The organism is Arsenophonus endosymbiont of Crataerina pallida (assembly GCF_964020125.1).
GTDB classification, from domain to species: domain Bacteria; phylum Pseudomonadota; class Gammaproteobacteria; order Enterobacterales; family Enterobacteriaceae; genus Arsenophonus; species Arsenophonus nilaparvatae.
This window is the reverse complement of sequence record NZ_OZ026540.1, coordinates 1,759,627-1,778,226: the sequence shown is the minus strand read 5'-3', so window position 1 is coordinate 1,778,226 and position 18,600 is coordinate 1,759,627. Positions and strand designations below refer to the sequence as shown.

The 18,600-nt window shown below is 36.5% G+C and carries 14 protein-coding genes and 2 pseudogenes; 3 read left to right on the top strand and 13 right to left on the bottom strand.

Annotation, left to right across the window (positions count from 1 at the left end; all coding sequences use genetic code 11):
* Window positions 1–143: 143 nt before the first annotated feature.
* The 7 genes from ribD to queA all read right to left on the bottom strand — a co-directional run bounded on the left by ribD (window position 144) and on the right by queA (window position 7,390).
* Window positions 144–1,253, bottom strand: coding sequence for a bifunctional diaminohydroxyphosphoribosylaminopyrimidine deaminase/5-amino-6-(5-phosphoribosylamino)uracil reductase RibD (gene ribD, locus AACL31_RS09505; RefSeq protein ID WP_310511491.1), 1,110 nt, complete (start codon window positions 1,251–1,253; stop codon window positions 144–146).
* 8 nt (window positions 1,254–1,261) lie between these two features.
* Window positions 1,262–1,711: a transcriptional regulator NrdR gene (gene nrdR, locus AACL31_RS09500; RefSeq protein ID WP_026821453.1), complete on the bottom strand. Its 450-nt coding sequence runs from the start codon at window positions 1,709–1,711 to the stop codon at window positions 1,262–1,264.
* A 105-nt stretch (window positions 1,712–1,816) separates the two neighbouring features.
* Window positions 1,817–2,785: a protein translocase subunit SecF gene (secF, locus tag AACL31_RS09495; protein WP_310511490.1), complete on the bottom strand. Its 969-nt coding sequence runs from the start codon at window positions 2,783–2,785 to the stop codon at window positions 1,817–1,819.
* An 11-nt stretch (window positions 2,786–2,796) separates the two neighbouring features.
* Complete coding sequence (gene secD, locus AACL31_RS09490) at window positions 2,797–4,644, bottom strand: protein translocase subunit SecD (RefSeq protein ID WP_310511489.1); 1,848 nt, start codon at window positions 4,642–4,644, stop codon at window positions 2,797–2,799.
* A 27-nt stretch (window positions 4,645–4,671) separates the two neighbouring features.
* The gene (gene yajC / locus AACL31_RS09485; RefSeq protein ID WP_032115103.1) at window positions 4,672–5,004 is read right to left on the bottom strand and encodes a preprotein translocase subunit YajC; all 333 of its coding nucleotides are present in this window, start codon (window positions 5,002–5,004) and stop codon (window positions 4,672–4,674) included.
* 107 nt (window positions 5,005–5,111) lie between these two features.
* Window positions 5,112–6,230: a tRNA guanosine(34) transglycosylase Tgt gene (gene tgt / locus AACL31_RS09480; RefSeq protein WP_310511488.1), complete on the bottom strand. Its 1,119-nt coding sequence runs from the start codon at window positions 6,228–6,230 to the stop codon at window positions 5,112–5,114.
* A gap of 89 nt (window positions 6,231–6,319) precedes the next feature.
* On the bottom strand, window positions 6,320–7,390 hold the full coding sequence (queA, locus tag AACL31_RS09475) for a tRNA preQ1(34) S-adenosylmethionine ribosyltransferase-isomerase QueA (protein ID WP_310510280.1): 1,071 nt from the start codon (window positions 7,388–7,390) through the stop codon (window positions 6,320–6,322).
* Between the two features lie 106 nt (window positions 7,391–7,496).
* Here queA and AACL31_RS09470 point away from each other — a divergent pair.
* Window positions 7,497–8,110: pseudogene (locus AACL31_RS09470) on the top strand (ACP phosphodiesterase).
* A gap of 61 nt (window positions 8,111–8,171) precedes the next feature.
* Here AACL31_RS09470 and brnQ read toward each other — a convergent pair.
* The 3 genes and pseudogenes from brnQ to phoB all read right to left on the bottom strand — a co-directional run bounded on the left by brnQ (window position 8,172) and on the right by phoB (window position 11,876).
* The gene (gene brnQ, locus AACL31_RS09465; RefSeq protein WP_310511487.1) at window positions 8,172–9,482 is read right to left on the bottom strand and encodes a branched-chain amino acid transport system II carrier protein; all 1,311 of its coding nucleotides are present in this window, start codon (window positions 9,480–9,482) and stop codon (window positions 8,172–8,174) included.
* Window positions 9,483–9,856: 374 nt separating this feature from the next.
* Window positions 9,857–11,161, bottom strand: a pseudogene (gene phoR, locus AACL31_RS09460) (phosphate regulon sensor histidine kinase PhoR).
* Window positions 11,162–11,186: 25 nt separating this feature from the next.
* Window positions 11,187–11,876, bottom strand: a complete 690-nt coding sequence (phoB, locus tag AACL31_RS09455) for a phosphate regulon transcriptional regulator PhoB (RefSeq protein WP_310511486.1) — start codon at window positions 11,874–11,876, stop codon at window positions 11,187–11,189.
* Window positions 11,877–12,159: 283 nt separating this feature from the next.
* Here phoB and AACL31_RS09450 point away from each other — a divergent pair, with 283 nt between their 5' ends.
* On the top strand, window positions 12,160–12,756 hold the full coding sequence (locus tag AACL31_RS09450) for a nitroreductase family protein (RefSeq protein WP_310511485.1): 597 nt from the start codon (window positions 12,160–12,162) through the stop codon (window positions 12,754–12,756).
* Window positions 12,757–13,217: 461 nt separating this feature from the next.
* Here AACL31_RS09450 and AACL31_RS09445 read toward each other — a convergent pair whose 3' ends face one another.
* Window positions 13,218–14,177, bottom strand: coding sequence for a porin (locus tag AACL31_RS09445; protein WP_310511484.1), 960 nt, complete (start codon window positions 14,175–14,177; stop codon window positions 13,218–13,220).
* A 637-nt stretch (window positions 14,178–14,814) separates the two neighbouring features.
* Between AACL31_RS09445 and rdgC the strand changes: the two genes are divergently transcribed.
* Complete coding sequence (gene rdgC / locus AACL31_RS09440; RefSeq protein ID WP_310511483.1) at window positions 14,815–15,723, top strand: recombination-associated protein RdgC; 909 nt, start codon at window positions 14,815–14,817, stop codon at window positions 15,721–15,723.
* Between the two features lie 1,169 nt (window positions 15,724–16,892).
* On the opposite strand, the gene exbD is transcribed toward rdgC, so the two are convergent.
* Both exbD and exbB read right to left on the bottom strand, forming a co-directional pair.
* Window positions 16,893–17,321 carry a TonB system transport protein ExbD gene (gene exbD, locus AACL31_RS09435; protein WP_310511482.1) on the bottom strand — a complete coding sequence of 143 codons (429 nt, stop codon included), beginning with the start codon at window positions 17,319–17,321 and terminating at the stop codon, window positions 16,893–16,895.
* A 6-nt stretch (window positions 17,322–17,327) separates the two neighbouring features.
* Window positions 17,328–18,266, bottom strand: coding sequence for a tonB-system energizer ExbB (gene exbB / locus AACL31_RS09430; RefSeq protein WP_310511481.1), 939 nt, complete (start codon window positions 18,264–18,266; stop codon window positions 17,328–17,330).
* Between the last annotated feature and the right edge of the window lie 334 nt (window positions 18,267–18,600).

Here is an 18,600-nt window from a genome sequence, read left to right as displayed (position 1 = left end):
TCATATTCTTTTCTATACTGCGCTGCTGAATTTAGCTAACTTTAAAACAGTCATTAGGAACGCTAAATTTAATCAATTAAATGTTACATTACTTTAACTATACTGCTTTACTATATTAAGCTAACCAGTTAATGAATATGACATTACAATGGTCGAAGTGTTAAACGTAAATCAGGTCCAATAAGTTCAATATTAATAAATTCAAATGCAGGTGCATCTTTCAATTTTTGTAATGCTGGAATATTAATTAATTCTTTTGCGGTTCCACCTAAAATTTTAGGCGCAATATAAACAATCAATTCATCAACTAATCCTAGTGTTAACAAAGCACCGGCAAGTGTTGGACCGCTTTCAACCCAAACTGAATTAATATTACGTTTAGCTAGCTGCATCATCAGCAAAACTAAATCAATGCATTTTTCGTAGGTTGGGATGGCGATTTGCTCAACATCACCACACCAATTTTGCGATATGGGATTAGGGCGAATAAGCCAACATTCACCATCTGATTTTGTTATAATATGTTCTGATTTTACTTGATTCTCACTATCCAAAACAATTCTTATTGGTTGTCGAAGACATTCTTTAGGATAAATATTTTGTAGCTCAGGCGTAAAATCTGTCCAACGAACATTCAAAGCTGGATTATCAGCTAAAACAGTAGCACTGGTAGTTAAAATTGCGCTCGCCTGAGCCCTGAAACTTTGTACATCTTGGCGAGCTACTGGCGAAGTGATCCATTTACTTTCACCTGATGCAAGGGCCGTCCGCCCATCAAGTGATGCGGCTAACTTAAGTTGAACATAGGGGAACCCTGTTCGCATTCTTTTTAGAAAGCCTTGATTTAATTGTTCAGCTTCATCCATCAGTAAACCATGTAATACTTCGATGCCAGCCTGCTGTAATTTAAGTAAACCACGTCCTGCAACCTGTGGATTTGGATCTTGCATAGCCACAACAACTCGCCGAATACCTGCTCTAATTAACGCATCTGCACAAGGTGGGGTTTTACCATAATGACTGCAGGGTTCTAATGTGACATAAGCAGTTGCTCCGTTCGCTTTTTCACCCGCCATTTGTAAGGCATGAATCTCAGCATGCGCCTCGCCTGCTTTGCAATGAAAACCTTCACCCACAACTTCACCGTTGCGTACAATGACACAGCCTACATTCGGGTTTGGTGAGGTAGTAAATCGTCCTTGCTTGGCCAATGACAACGCACGGCTCATAAACTGCTTATCTAACGTGGTCATTTTTACTATTAATCCTGTAACTTAGCAATTTCTTCGCCAAATTCACGAATATCTTCAAAACTACGATATACCGAAGCAAAACGTATATAAGCAACTTTATCCAGCTTTTTCAACTCATCCATGACAATTTTTCCAATCATCTTCGCCGGAATTTCTCGCTCTCCGGTTGCGCGAAGTTGCGATTTTATATTGTTAATAGCTGTTTCCACATCATCGGAACTTACCGGGCGTTTTTCTAATGCTTTTTGCATACCTCGTCTAAGTTTGTGTTCATCAAATGACTCACGTACATCATCACTTTTTACCACACGCGGCATGACTAATTCAGCCACTTCAAAAGTAGTAAAACGTTCATGACATTCAAGACATTGTCGACGACGACGAACCTGCGAACCATCGCCAACCAGACGTGAATCAATCACTTTGGTATCTACAGCGGTGCAAAATGGGCAATGCATAAAATTTCCTGATTTTAGGGTTCGGTTTTTCAGTTTAACTCAGCTATCAATGAAAAACACCCTGCTAGCGCAATCTAACAGGGTGTGAGTTAACAAAATTCGCCTTTACGGCAGCAGAGAATGTTGATCCGCTCCCTCTTTTTCTACTTTAGGAGGAAGCAAATGCTCTCGTTTCATTCCCATCTTTAATGCTAGAGCAGAAGCAACATAAATAGAAGAAACGGTTCCAATCGTCACGCCAATTAACATAACTAGAGAAAATCCTTTCAGTATTGACCCACCAAAAAGATAGAGCATCAATACCACTAACAAAGAAGTTCCTGATGTAATAAGTGTTCGACTCAATGTTTGGGTCAATGAAACGTTAACTATTTCGTAAGAAGTACCGCGGCGGATCTTGCGGAAATTTTCACGAATACGATCAGAGACAACAATGCTGTCATTTAATGAATAACCGATGACCGACATTAATGAAGCAACGATAGTCATATCAACTTCAATCTGAAAAAGCGATACAATGCCTAATGTAATAATCACATCATGCGCTAATGATATTACTGCACCAGCAGCCAGACGCCATTCAAAGCGGAAACCTACATAAATCAAAATACAGATCAAAGCAGCTAACAGTGCCATTGCACCGGTTTGAGCTAATTCACTGCCTACACTCGACCCGACAAATTCGATGCGCTTAACCGTTGCTTGATCATCAACATTTTTGTTAATGACTGAAATAATGGACTTACCGATTTCTTGACCTGCCACGCCTTCAATAGGAGGCAATCGGATCATAATATCTCGGCTACTACCAAAATTTTGAATCAACGGCTCTTGATGGCCATTATTCGCTAAACTAGCTCTAATTTTATCAAGATCCGCAGGTTGACTGAGATTAATTTCAATAACAGTCCCGCCGGTGAAATCCAATCCCCAGTTAAATCCTTTCAATGAAATAACCGTAACCGAAAGAATAAATAAAGCAATTGAGATACCAAAAGCTAAATAATCCCAACGCATAAAATCGATAACTTTACGGCCATGATTTAACTGTTCTACTGTGTAATCTTGCGCCACAACCACGCTCCTTAAATAGACAGCTTTTTAATACGTTTACCACCATACAATAAGTTCACGATAGCACGTGTTCCTACAATTGCAGTAAACATGGAGGTGGCAATACCAATCGCCGTAGTAATGGCAAAACCCTTAATTGAGCCGGTGCCTACCGCATACAAAATGGTTGCCGTGATCACAGTTGTCAAATTCGCATCTAAGATACTGGAAAATGCCCCCTTGTAACCTTCATGTATCGCTTGCTGTATTGAACGACCATTCTTTAATTCTTCTTTAATACGTTCATTAATCAACACATTCGCATCAACGGCAACAGCAAGCGTTAAAACAATACCAGCAATTCCCGGCATGGTTAAAGTAGCCCCCGGTAATAGCGACATAATCCCCATAATGAGGATCAAGTTTGCTAATAATGCAGAACTGGCAATCAGACCAAACTTGCGATAATAAATGACCATAAATAGAACTGAAGCTAGCAAACCGGCTAATGATGCTTTCATTCCTTGCTCAATATTTTGCAATCCTAATGTTGGCCCAATTGTGCGTTCTTCAACAATTTGAATAGGTGCAATTAATACGCCAGCACGTAATAATAAAGATAATTGACGAGCTTCAGTTGGATTACTGATACCAGTAATACGAAATTTGCTACCAAAGCGGGCAGAAATTCTGGCGACATTAATGACTTTCTCATCTTTTACCAAAATAGCACGACCATTGGCATCCTTTCGCCCGCTATCTTTATATTCAACAAATAGGGTTGCCATCAATTTATCCTGATTATCACGGGTAAAATCAGACATAATTGAGCCACCAGCGCTATCCAGACCAATGCTTACCTGCGGGCTGCCCATTTCATCCAAATCCGATGTCGAATCAGTAATATGATCGCCTGTCAAAATAACGCGTTTATAAAGAACAACAGGCTCACCATCGCGAATATATTTTATCTCAGAATCACCCGGAATATGGCCACGTTGAACAGCCGAGCTGTCTATGCCGACATTAACTAAGCGAAATTCCAGCGTTGCAGTAGCACCAAGGATCTCTTTTGCTCGTGCCGTATCTTGAATACCCGGTAATTCAACGACAATACGATCAGCGCCCTGACGCTGTACCAATGGTTCAGCAACGCCTAATTGGTTAACACGATTACGGATAATATTAATATTTTGTGATACTGCATAATTACGTGCTTCACGGATCCGCTCATCTGTCATTACTGCCGTTAATAGATTGTTGTTGCCAGCAGTAAAAACCAAATCGCGATAACGTGGTGTCAAATAAGATTCCGCTTGCGAACGCCCACTATCATCACGAAAACGAATTTCAACACCGTAATTGTCTATTTTACGTATAGTTGAATATGGGATCCCTTTTTCACGTAAATCACTACGCAGGCCATCCATATTCTGTTCTTGCAATTTACCTAAGGCTGTTTCCATATCCACTTCCATTAAGAAGTGAACGCCACCACGCAAATCTAACCCTAATTTCATTGGTTCACCGCCCAATGCTCTTAACCAATGAGGGGTTGCAGGTGCCAGATTTAACGCTACGATATACTGCTCTCCTAAACCGGCAACTAAAGTTTCGCGTGCATGTAGCTGGACATCTGGATTATTAAAACGAGCAAGAATTACACCACTTTCTAGTGCAATTGATTTACTTTCGATTTTCTCTTTCTTTAAAATATTGCGAACTTGATCCAAAGTCTGTTCATTGGCTGCGGTTCCCCGCACGCCAGTAATCTGAACAGCCGGATCCTCTCCATAAAGATTGGGAAGCGCATACAGCAGACCGATGAGCAACGCAGCGATCAGCATCAAATACTTCCACAAAGGATAACGATTTAGCACGGCAATTCCCTTCGGGAAAATCAGAAATTAGATAGATTTCATTGTACCTTTTGGAAGTACAGCAGCAACGAAATCACGTTTAATGGTTACTTCATTGGTGTCATTTAATGCAACAACAATGTAACCCGTTTCAGATACTTTAGTGACGCGGCCAATTAATCCACCGGTTGTTAGTACCTCATCACCTTTAGCAATAGAATCCATTAATTTTTTGTGCTCTTTAGCTCGCTTCTGCTGTGGGCGTAAGATCATAAAATAAAAAATCAATCCGAAAACAACCAGCATGATGATCAAAGAATATGGGTTTCCTTGCGCTTGACCACCAGCTGAAGCGACTGCTTCAGAAATAAACAAACTCATCAAAATTTCCTCATTGTGATTAAAACAATATTTCTAGCTCAAAAAATTAATCCAAGCCTATAAATCCTACACTGATTTGATTCAATTAGCACGACTGAAATTATACTCTAGTTTGATGAAATCGATTTATTGATCCGTCGATAAAAATCTACTGCAAAAGCCTCAAATTCACCTTTTTCAATCGCTTGTCGAATTTCAGCCATTAGCCGTTGATAATAACGCAAATTGTGTAAGGTATTAAGCCTGGCACCAAGAATTTCATTACATCGGTCAAGATGATGTAAATAAGCACGGCTATAGTGAGAGCAAGTATAGCAGTCACAATGGGCATCTAACGGCGAAGTATCCGATTTGTATTTAGCCTTACGGATTTTAATTACACCTTCAGTGACAAATAGATGGCCATTTCGAGCATTCCTGGTTGGCATTACACAATCAAACATATCAATACCGCGCCGAACCCCTTCAACCAGATCCTCCGGTTTACCGACCCCCATTAAATAGCGTGGTTTATTGTGCGGGATTTGTGGGCAAACATGCTCTAAAATACGGTGCATATCCGCTTTAGGTTCACCGACAGCTAAACCACCAACAGCGTAACCATCAAAACCAATCTCGACCAGGCCTTTTACGGATATATCACGTAAATCCGGATAAACACTGCCCTGAATAATGCCAAACAACGCATTTTTATTAGCTAACTCATCAAATCGTTGGCGACTACGTTTTGCCCAGCGAAGAGACATTTCCATCGATTTTTTGGCATAATCCCACTCAGCCGGATAGGGTGTGCACTCATCAAAAATCATGACAATATCCGAACCAAGATCGTACTGAATTTCCATCGACTTTTCAGGGCTCAGGAAAACCTTTTCGCCATTGATTGGATTGCGAAAATAAACACCCTCTTCTTTAATTTTACGCATGGCACCAAGGCTAAAAACCTGAAATCCACCGGAATCAGTCAAAATTGGTCCTTGCCATTGCATAAAATCATGCAGATCGCCATGTAATTTCATTATTTCCTGTCCAGGACGCAACCATAAATGAAAAGTATTGCCTAACAGGATTTGGGCCCCGGTTTGTTTAACTTCTTCTGGCGTCATCCCTTTGACTGTACCATAAGTGCCAACCGGCATAAAAGCAGGCGTTTCTACAATCCCACGCTCAAAAATCAAGCGACCACGACGAGCTTGGCCGTCTTGGCTTTGTAATTCATATTTCACTTTGCCTCTCTAACATCAGAAAAACAGTCTGATGGGTTAGTTACATATTCAGTTAAATAAATTGCTGATATCAATTTAATAGTTAACAACTAGTTAGCCACTTTTTCACTTTCTGCTTTAGGATTGTGCGTGATAAACATGGCATCACCATAACTAAAAAAACGGTACTTTTCTGCGATTGCTTGTTGATAGGCATTCATCGTATTTTGATAGCCAGCAAAAGCAGATACCAACATAATCAAAGTAGACTCAGGTAAATGGAAATTAGTAATTAATGCATCAACAATTTTAAAATGAAAGCCTGGGTAAATAAAAATTCGAGTATCATCAAAAAAGGGGCCAATAATACCTTCTTTACATGCACAAGCCGCGCTTTCTAATGATCGAATCGAAGTTGTGCCAACTGCAATAACCCGTTTACCTCTCGCTTTACACGCCAATATTGCATCAACAGCCTGTTGCGATACTTCAACATATTCTGCATGCATGGTATGTTCAGCGACATTCTCCACCCGCACAGGTTGAAATGTGCCGGCACCAACATGTAGCGTCACAAACGCCATTGCTACCCCTTTTTGCTGCAGCGCCGCTAGTAATGATTCATCAAAATGTAATCCTGCCGTCGGCGCAGCAACGGCACCAGGCCGTTGGCCATAAACTGTTTGATAAAGTGTTCTATCAACCTCTTCATCAGGGCGGTCAATGTAAGGTGGTAATGGCATATGACCAATATCATTTAAAATAGCTAACACATCTCGCTTATCCTGAAAATCAATTTCAAATAGCGTATCGTGTCTTGCCAACATAATGGCTTTAACACTTTCATCATCACCTAATAATAATTCGGTTCCTACCTTGGGTGCTTTAGAAGCACGAATATGCGCCAACACCCGATGACTTCCCAATATGCGTTCAATCAATACTTCAATTTTGCCGCCAGACATTTTACGACCATAAAGACGAGCCGGTATAACCTGAGTATTATTGAAAACCAGCAAATCACCTGATTCTAATTTATCAACAATATCAGTAAATATACCATGTGCCAGTTCACCTGTTGAACCGTTCAAAGAAAGTAGCCGGCAATGACTACGTTTGGCTAAGGGATAATGGGCTATTAACTCATCAGGTAATTTAAAAGCAAAATCAGAGACACGCATTTCTTTACACTATTTGATCAAAACAAGCGCACTAGTCTAGTGCGGCGATAAAAACAGTGCAACAAATAAGCATCACGAAAATTAAAAATTCACTTATAATGACACTATGAATTTTCTTGCACACTTACATTTAGCTCAACGAGCACAAAGTTCCTTATTAGGAAATTTAATGGCGGATTTCGTTCGCGGTGATCCTGAAGGCTTATATTCACCAGATGTTGTGGCCGGGATCAGAATGCATCGTCAGGTAGATAAATTCACCGACCAGCACCCCATTGTGATTAATGCCAAGCAACTTTTTCGACCGCCATACCGCCGAGTCGCAGCGATCACTCTCGATTTAGTTTGGGATCATTTTCTCGCTTTATATTGGGATCAAATCGAAGCAAAACAGACTCTACCCCAATTTGTTCATTATGCTCGCCAGCAAATTGAACCAAACCTATATTATACCCCAGAAAAATTTCAAGAATTAAATGAGTATTTATGGTCACAAAACTGGCTGATCCATTATGCAGAACCTGAATATATTAATAATGTATTAAACAGCATGGCGCGCAGGCGTCCTAAACTGGCTAATTTAATCGGCTCCTTTGATGATTTTATTCTGCATTACCACGATTTTTCTGCTTTTTTTGGCAACTTTATCCAGCAATGATCGCTTTTGCCGAAACTCTATCAGAAAAAAGAGCGCCATTAATGAAAACAAATAAACCCTAGCTGATTAGAGGCTAGGGTTTATTACCGATTAAATAACACTCTTTAGGTAGCTCGCTTTATATCAGTGTTGTTTAGTGCTAATACGATCATAGAGTGCAAAAATCACTAAAACGATTAATGAAGGTACCAACCAGGCTAAATCATGAACATAAAGTGGTAATTTCTTCGCAACATCAGGAATAAATGCTTGCAAAAGCTCAGAAGATTTCATCGCACCTAATAAGCCAAAGATTAGACTGGTCAGCATAGTTGGCGCAACCACCCTGGATGGGCACTTCCACCATTTCAAGGTAAAACTCATTAAAATCAATATAATACATGGTGGATAAATCGCGATTAATACAGGAATAGAAAATTCAATCAGTTTACTCAATCCTAAATTCGAGATCACCATAGAAAAGATGCCAAGTATCCAGACTAATTTACGATAAGAAATCGGCACATAAAGCGCAAAAAATTCCGCGCAAGCGCAAGTGAGTCCAACCGCAGTTACCAGACAAGCAACAAAAATGAGTATCGCTAAGAAAAAGCTACCAAAATTACCAAAAGTATGTTGCACATAGGCATGCAAAATATCAGCACCATTGCTGGCATTAGGTAATAAGGTGCCACTATTCTCACCCAGTTTAAACAGTGAAACATAAACCAATGTTAATAACACGCCGGCAATTAATCCAGCCCACATGGTATAACGGGTTAAAAGAGCAGAATTTTCGACACCACGTGAACGGGCAGCATTAACAATAACAATGCCAAACACCATCGCACCCAAGGTATCCATTGTCAGATAACCATTAATAAAACCATTAGAAAATGCCATTTCAGTATATGATGGCGTTGATATAATGGGTTCACCTGCCGGCCAAAGTACCGCAGCAATGCCCAAAATAGCCAATGCAAGCATTTTTATTGGCGCTAAGATATGCCCTACGCTATCGAGTAGTCGTCCTGGATAGAGTGAAATAGCTATCACCACAGCAAAATAAACTAGGCTATAGATAAACAATGAAATTGATGAAACACCGCCTACTAGTGGGGCAATTCCGACTTCATAAGAAACTGTTGCCGTACGAGGTGTGGCAAATAATGGCCCAACAGATAAATAGGCGACAATAGCTAACAATAACCCCGCACATTTACCAATTGGAGCACTAAGCTGTTCGATGCCACCACCTACTTTTGCTAGCGCAATAACTACAATAACAGGCAAACCGACACCTGTTAGCAGAAATCCAGCTGCCGCTGTCCATACTTGTTCACCAGCTTGCAATCCAACCATAGGAGGAAAAATAATATTTCCTGCCCCTACAAATAACGCAAAGGTCATAAACCCTAACGCTAAAATATCTCGAGATGTTAAACGATATGCCATAATTATTTGTTAATTTGTTGTTATTTATAATTCAGCTTAAGTAGAACCAAAACCTAAACCACTTATTATTTATTGACGCTGATCTCTGCTGATTTTTAATCAATAAGAATATTTAATTAACCTGATAAATTTAGTAAAAACAGAAAAATCCGCCAATAACAGGCTACAAGTAAAACTTTTATAATGATAAAAGGCAATAGTAAATCGAAAAAGCAGAATAAACATCTGAAATAAATTTTTTATTTAGTGATTGGTTTTAGTGTTTACTCAATATACGTTATATGATTTGCATAAAATTTAATCAACACTAACATCTATTCATGCAAATGCATTATTTAGCTAAATCTGTTTAACTAAAATTCAGCAAATGAAATTTAATTTTGGCCATTTTTTGTTGTTACAATTAAACTAGACGGTAAAATAAAACTAAACACCGCCCCTTACCTAATTGACTTTCAATATCTAATTGGGAATGGTGGTGTATTAATGCATGTTTGACAATTACCAATCCCAATCCGCTACCCCCCCATTCGACGTGAACGCGATTTATCTGCTCGATAAAAACGTTCGGTTAACCGAGTCAAATGCACTGAAGCAATTCCCGGACCATTATCGCGAATAGAAAAAAGTGCTCCCTGTTTAATTTGTTGCCAACCAATATGAATAGATGTTCCAACCGGTGTATGGTTAATCGCATTATAGATAAGATTTGAAATGGCGCTTCTCAGTTGCTCTTCATTACCATAAACTTGTAATTTTTTATCCACATCAAAAATAACTTCATGCTTTCCCAAACTTAAATTTATTACATCTTGTTTTATTGTATTTAGCATTGCCGGAATATTTATCTGCTCATTCAAATTAATATGTGGTGCTATTTCAATGCGGGAAAGCTGAAGTAATTGATTAATTAAACTATCCATGCGTGCCAATTGTTCACGCATTGAGTGTAAAGCTTTTTTGTTAGCCGAATGACTATCGATTTGCTCATCCATGATTTCCAAATAACCTTGTAAAACAGTTAATGGTGTACGTAATTCATGATTAGCATTAGCAAAAAATTCGCCGCGTAATTTTTCCAATTTCACCTTTTCCGTTATGTCTTTTGCAACCATTAATAATTGGTCGTCAACATAAGACATAATTTGAAATTCAACCATCGCACCGTTATTTAATGCTATCGTAAACGGCACAGAATAGTCGGCTAACATAAAATAACGGTTGAAATCAGGATAACGGAGTAAATTGAAAATAGATTGCCCACTATCCTCCGGCCAACGAAACCCCAATAAATATTCAGCTAAACGATTACACCAAACAATATTACCTTCTGCTGTCATGATAATAACGGCATCAGGCAAAGATTCTGCACCACTCCGAAATCGCCTAATAATCTGTACCAATTCACGCCGACGTTTACGATTGCGTTGCTGTAATTGATAAATACCATAAAAAATCGGCTCCCAAACACCTTGTCCAGTTGGTGGCAGTAAACGACGTTCAAGCCAAAGCCAATCAGATAATTTCAGTAAATGATAACTATGCCAACACAAAGCGGCTAATAGTGAAATCACGAGCAACCAAGATAGATGACCAATAAAAAGTGATAATCCACATGCCGGTAAACAGAATAAAATCAGAACAACCACTAATTTTTTCCACGACAAACGTTCAAGCACGCCGACTTTTCCTTATAACCAACAATCAATAACGGACAGAGAAACGATAGCCTGTACCTCGAACTGTCTGGATCATTTTATCATGACCACCCACAGCAAGTGCTTTACGTAAACGACGAATATGCACATCTACTGTCCGATCCTCAACATAAATATTCACACCCCAAACATAATTTAATAATTGCTCACGATTATAAACTCGTTCTGGATGGGTCATAAAAAAATGCAGTAATTTGTATTCTGTCGGCCCCATTTCTATCGACGTTGTATCACTCGTTACCCGATGAGAGGTAGGATCTAGCTTCAATCCCTTCATTTCAATAACATTGTCGCTAACCATAGCTGAAACACGACGCAAAATTGCATTTACTCTAGCAATCAGCTCTTTAGGTGAAAAAGGTTTTGTCAGATAATCATCTGCCCCAATTTCTAAACCTCGCACCCGATCTTCTTCTTCTCCCCTTGCAGTTAACATCATAATCGGGATATTTCGGATCAGTTGATCACGCTTTATATGGGCAATAAGCTGGATACCCGAACCACCCGGGATCATCCAATCTAGCAAGATGAGTGCCGGATAAGGCTCTATGAGCTGCGCAATAGCTGAATCATAATCATCAGCCTCAATGGTTTGGAATCCATTCTGTTCTAATACAAAGCAAACCATCTCACGGATCGCGGTTTCATCTTCGACGACCAGAATACGTCTTACCATGATTGATCCTATCATTATTTCATTATCAAATTAGTAGGCGCCATTATTTCATATTTATGACCATTTTATGAAATATTGTGGCGAATTTCGTCAAGTTGCAAATTTTCAGGCTAAATATGAGATATGAGATTTGATATCTAATTCACAAAATTAATTAATAACTGAATTTTTGAACGATATGGTTAAAATTTTTATCTATGATTTTTTATCGACCAGATTATAGTTATCAATAACCTATCTACCCATAATTAATTTATGACCTTATTAATATAAGGAGTATATAATGCCAAACAAATTTATTGAAATGATGAAAAAAAGAAGAACTATTTATAATATAGATAATTCATTACCTATCTCTGAAGAAAGACTTATTACATTGGTTAAAGAAACGCCCTCTTCATTTAATTCGCAAACATCGCGTGTAGTTATTCTATTTGGTGATGAACATAAAAAACTGTGGCATAACATTACCAAAGAAACACTAAAAGAAATTGTGGCTAAAGAGATATTTACCACCACAGAGAAAAAAATCGATAGTTTTACTGCCGGCGCAGGTACGGTATTATTTTTTGAAGAACAAAATGTTATCGAACAATTACAGCAAAAATTTCCACTTTATGCCGATAATTTTCCAGTTTGGTCAGAACAGAGTAGTGGTATGGCACAATATGCGGTTTGGACTAGCCTGGCGCAAGAAAAAGTGGGTGCATCACTGCAACACTACAATCCATTAATTGATGAAAAAGTGCATGCTAGTTGGCATATCCCAAACTCGTGGAAATTACGCGCTCAATTAGTTTTTGGTGCAATTAAACAACCAGCCAATGAAAAAACATATATTGACGATGACGTGCGTTTCAAAGTCTTTGGAAAAAATTAACTCAATTTGCGGCAAAATTTATTTTGCCCATAGTCACAACTATTAGCAAAACGGCATTAGGGTAACAAAACTAAATGTTTTTTTAGTGCCATTCTTATAATAATAAGATATCAATTAATAAGATAAAGTTTGCCAAATATATTAACTCTGGTCATTGAATCGAAAATAAAAAATAACAGCCAAAATGGCTGTTGTTATTAATTTTTACTTTTATGTAATAAACTAAATCGCTTTGACCAATAAGGTAAATATTTACCGATTTGACTAGAAAAAGAAACGTAGACCGGTCTCAACCAAAAGCCAATTATCTTTTTCGTAAGCGTGATTTTTATTATGAACATGGTTATAGGCCATCTCCATATATAAAAGTAATTGCGAACTTTTTATTACTGCAAAGTCTTTATCTATCCCTAACGTATAAGTCTGCTTTGTATAGTCAAAGGTTTTTTTATCGCCCGATCTTAGTCCATAACCAGCATATAAGCCTGTCTCGGATTGAGGCCAGTACCACTTTGCAGTAATGCCATAAAGGGGAGCCGCCCAATCCCCGGTAACAGCAGTTGGCGATAGTTTTTGTCCTGCAACCACAACATTAGTTGATTGTAATCGACCATAATCAACTCCGATCGAAGCGGTTTTATCAGGAAAAACATATTTGACACCCAATGCAAACATATTGTCTTGCGGTTTTTTTCACCTACCGCTTCTGCCCAACCAGTAGCCAGTTCGAAACCTAAAGCGTTCTGATAAAAAATTCCCAATGAATATGCATGAATAATATCACCGAAATCACGTTCAACACTGCCTTCTGCGGGTCTAGAATAACTACCTGCTAGCGTAACGCCTTTAAATGCCGGTGTTTCTAAAAAAATTGTATGAGGTAAACGTAGGGTAAAATTATCCTGTCCAGTACCACGATAGATGGTATTACCATTTTGTTGCGCTACAAAACCGAAAGATATACCGGTATTACGACCAAGGACATCAGCAAAATAAAGCACTCCAGTATTGTTATAACCTAAATTAGATTTTGCAACGGAATCGATAGGCATATAAGTACGGCCAAATTGTGCTTTACCATATTCTGCATGGGAAACACCAATATATCCAACGCGATTATAGAGCTCAAACCGACTGTTGGGATTATTACTATTCGATTTTTGCGTATCTAAACCTAATTCAATATTGCCAAATACTTTAACCTCATGAGGCAACTTATGCTCGGCATAAAAACCAATACGGCTTCCATCATCACCAATAATGGTTTTATTCTTTTCAGTATCCCAACTATTTATTAATCTAATGTGCCCATAAATATCAAAACGTGTATATTGATCATCATAAATACTTGTTGCCTGTGTAATCTGTGCTAAAGAGAAAGTAACAATAAATGTTATGATGGGTTTTAATTTTCTTACCATAAGAACACCCATTAATTTAAGCTAATAAAATAATTTAAAAATCTCATTTCAAATAATAAAGTTAATCCATTTGCTTTAAGGTAATTTAAAAATTCACACTGAAATAATAAATAGAAAATATTTTGAAAAATAAACAAAGAATAAGGGTTTATTAAAATATCACCACTAGTTAAATGAGAAACTAACAAATAAAATCAGCAAGTTACTAATAAAGCAAATGTGATAATACAATAAAAAAATTATTTTTATGTTTAAAATAACATTATATTTATATTCTATTTGTTGGTATAAAAGCTTATATTATAATTAATCAATCTATTTATTAAATTTAATCAGTAAAACAAGATATTGTTTTTATTCTTTTTCTTATTATTAAAATTATCCTTTTATTGTTAGAAGTTTATTTTAATCATAATGGATAAAAAAATATTACCTTATATTGCAAAAGTTTAATTTTAAAATCAATTTATCACTATAAATACATTATTATTTAAGATAAGAGTGACATATCCAGATGGTTAAAACCCATTAAAATTGACTTAAGCAATAAAAATTGCAATTGAAAACTAGGGTAGAAGTGTGTGATCCGTTATTATATCCACGATTTTTTGAAATGGAATAGCGAGGAAGCCTTGAGATGTGGTTTAAAAATTTAATGATCTACCGCTTAAATCGGGAATTTACATTATCCGTCGATAAGCTTGAAAAACAACTTGCCACACTGGCTTATAGCCCATGCGGAAGCCAAGATATGATGAAAATAGGTTGGACATCACCGATGGGACCTCACAGTGAAGCGCTAATACACTCGGTTAATAATCAAATTCTACTTTGTGCACAGAAAGAAGAAAAACTGTTGCCAGTACAAGTTATCAAACAAGAGTTACAAGCAAAAATTAAAAAACTAGAAACAGCTCAGGCGCGAAAACTGAAAAAAAGCGAAAAAGATCCATTGAAAGACGAAGTAATTCATGCGCTTTTGCCCAGAGCTTTTAGTAAAATCAGTCATACTTATATCTGGTTAGATATAATCAATAACCTGATTATCGTAGATGCAGCCAGTACTAAGCGTGCTGAAGATAACCTGGCTTTTTTACGTAAAACATTAGGTTCGCTACCAGTTGTTCCTTTAAGTTATCAAAATCCGATCGAACTGACATTAACTGAGTGGGTACGCTCGGGCCAACCAGCCAATGGTTTTAGTTTATTGGACGAAGCTGAATTAAAAGCACCTGTTGAAGAAGAGGGCGTGATCCGTTGTAAAAAACAAGATTTATGCTGCGATGAAATTATTGCCCATATTGAAGCTAAAAAACGGGTAACAAAATTAGCATTAGAATGGGAAGAGCGTATTCAATTCATTCTTTCGGACGACGGAACTGTTAAAAGACTAAAATTTAGTGATCTAATAAAAGAACAAAATGATGATATTGATAAAACAGATTTTGCCCAATGTTTTGATGCTGATTATATCTTGATGACAAACGAAATAAGTGCGTTGATAAAATGCCTAATTGATGCTTTAGGTGCAGAAATGAATACTTAATGTAATTGGCTTGTTAATGCACTAAAATCACTGGGAATGGCGATTTTTAATCGCCAATTTAATTTTATCGACTAGGTAAATTCCCCCTTATGGGCTGAATGATAAATAAACTCATATCGCTATACCTTTACTTGTTTAAATGAATAAATATAATTATTTGTAATAACTTATATATTTTTTATTACAAAATTGCCAACTATATAGATTATTATTTATGGTTCTCAGATTAGGATTTTATCGCTAAAAATAATAGCAATAACTGTTTTAGTTATATAAGGCCGGCAGTTTTATTAAAATCAATAATATAAATATATTAAAAAGCAAATAAGAATTTTTCTTATTTACTTAACAGAGAATTGAATATACCAATTTTTATATTGAAAATATTAAATAGATTAAAAAAAACGTTATCTTGGCTAGATAACGTTAATACTAATATAGTTAAATATTATTGATATACTTTGCTGTATGTAGTGATTAAACAGTCAGCCCATTAAAATTTCTAAAAAATAGCTGTAAATCATAGCTAGCTTAGGAAATGCTTATATTAATTAGCTAATAAATACAATTAGATATAAAATCTATTGTAAACATAACTATATTATTTACACAAATGATTTATAAATACAAAGATTCTACTATCAATAGTGATTATCCGCAGTATTAATAATATATTATCTAATATTTATAATAATTATTCTATAATTAAAATCTATTTTGATGCAAGTGTTTTTTGTTAAATTATTTTGTCAATTTATAACGCAATTAAATTACCTTATTTTTTATAGGTAATTATACTGTACATTAAACTGATCTTACTTAGTGCATTCATTAGAATTATATATATTATGAATAGAATTTAACTAGTATATGAATAAAAAATTGCTAATGTTTACTTCTCATTTATTAGCTTAAGAAAAATGAAATTAATAACCTTAAATAATATAAAATATGAATGTAAATTTTTTGTTGTGGTATTTTAACTTCAATTAATAGTTTATTATTTTGCTACATTAATAAATTTGGAATTATTAATTATATTACTTATTAACCATATAACTAACATGGATATGAAATATAAAAATATATAACTCTATTGATTTATTAATAACATAATTGAATAAATACTGGGTATTTAATTACCCAGCTTTGACATTATTAGCAATACTCTATTTTGTACTCTGTGACATTTCCATGCCAACTAATCCCACTTTAAGATAGCCAGATTTACGTAATAAGTTCATTACATCCATTATCCTTTCATAATCTACTGTTTTATCTGCTTGAAAAAAAATAGTGGTCTCTTTATTTGTACCGGTTATTAGATCCAATGCTGATGCCAATTGTTCTTGAGAGACATTTTGCTCTCCAACATACATTTGACCATTCGCTTTCACTGTCAAAAATAACGGTTTTTCCGGTCTAGGTTGGGGTTTAGCTGCAGAAGCCGGTAAATCAACTTTAATATCTACTGTCGCTAAAGGTGCAGCAACCATGAAGATAATCAGTAAAACCAACATTACATCAATAAATGGTGTAACATTAATTTCATGCATTTCACCATTATCATTTAAATCATCGTTTAAACGGATCGCCATAAGCACTTACCTTTCTTTTTTACTATCAGCTAAATCCAAATCTCTACCTAATAATACCGTCGCTTGAGCAGCTACATCACCCAGTTGACCACGGTAAGTATTAATCATGCGTGCGAATAAATTATAAATAACCACCGCCGGTATCGCAGCTACCAGCCCTATTGCTGTGGCTAACAAAGCTTCTGCTATACCAGGCGCAACAACTGCTAAATTTGTCGTCTGAGAATGGGCTATACCAATAAAGCTATTCATAATTCCCCAAACCGTACCGAATAAACCGATAAAGGGAGAAATTGCCCCTATAGTTGCTAAATAACCATTACCTCGTCCCATGTAACGACTAATTGAAGCAACCACTCTTTCAAGGCGAAAACTGGCGCGATCTTTGGTTCCATTTAAATCATGACTGCCAGCTGATAATGTTTTTTCTGCCACGACTTCATCATATAATTTTCTAGTAACACTAGTTTTTTTAAATGTTACAGCAATTTCTACCGCATCATCGAGTGATTTTACTTTAGATAATTTTTGCTGTTCTTTTCGTAGCTGTCGGTATGCTCCAATCAATTCGATGCCTTTTGAGAAAAACAGTGCCCAGGTAATGATTGAAGCAACAATTAATCCTAGCATTACTACCTTTACAACCATGTCAGCATGCTGATACATACTCCAAATCGAAAGATCTTGATCAAATCCTCCTTGTGCGGTTAATAAATTAGGCTCCAGCTGTAGACTCACTAAATTTTTTTTCGCAGCAAGCTGTTTCTCGCTCGATTGCTCTTCATTAGCTGAAGTCGTTTGGATTTGATTTGTAGTGGATATATCTTGCTGATTAGGTGTATTAACAGGCTGAAACTGCTCAGACAGACCTGCCGGATTTGTCTCGGCGAATGTTATATTTATCAAACTCATTGCCAATAAAATAGAAGCTATCAATTTACGCATCAGTTGGCTATCACTCTTCGGTTATTTAATGTGATCCTTTTAGCTGATCATAACTTATGCCAGCTAGTCTATCGGTAGTAAATTTTGATTTACCACGCTTACATTATGAAAAACTGAGTGATCATACCAGACATTAAATCATTTGATAGTAATTATCATTACTATTTGATGAATTTTTTATTTATTTAACTGCTATCAATAAGTTTTGCTGCAATTTGACTTGTTCTAATAACTGATAATCGCAACAGATATTTGCCATTTTTAATACTTCCTTATCTCAAATAAACATTTTTTATCTAACTGGCTTTTATACTTAACGCTTGAATAAATCCAA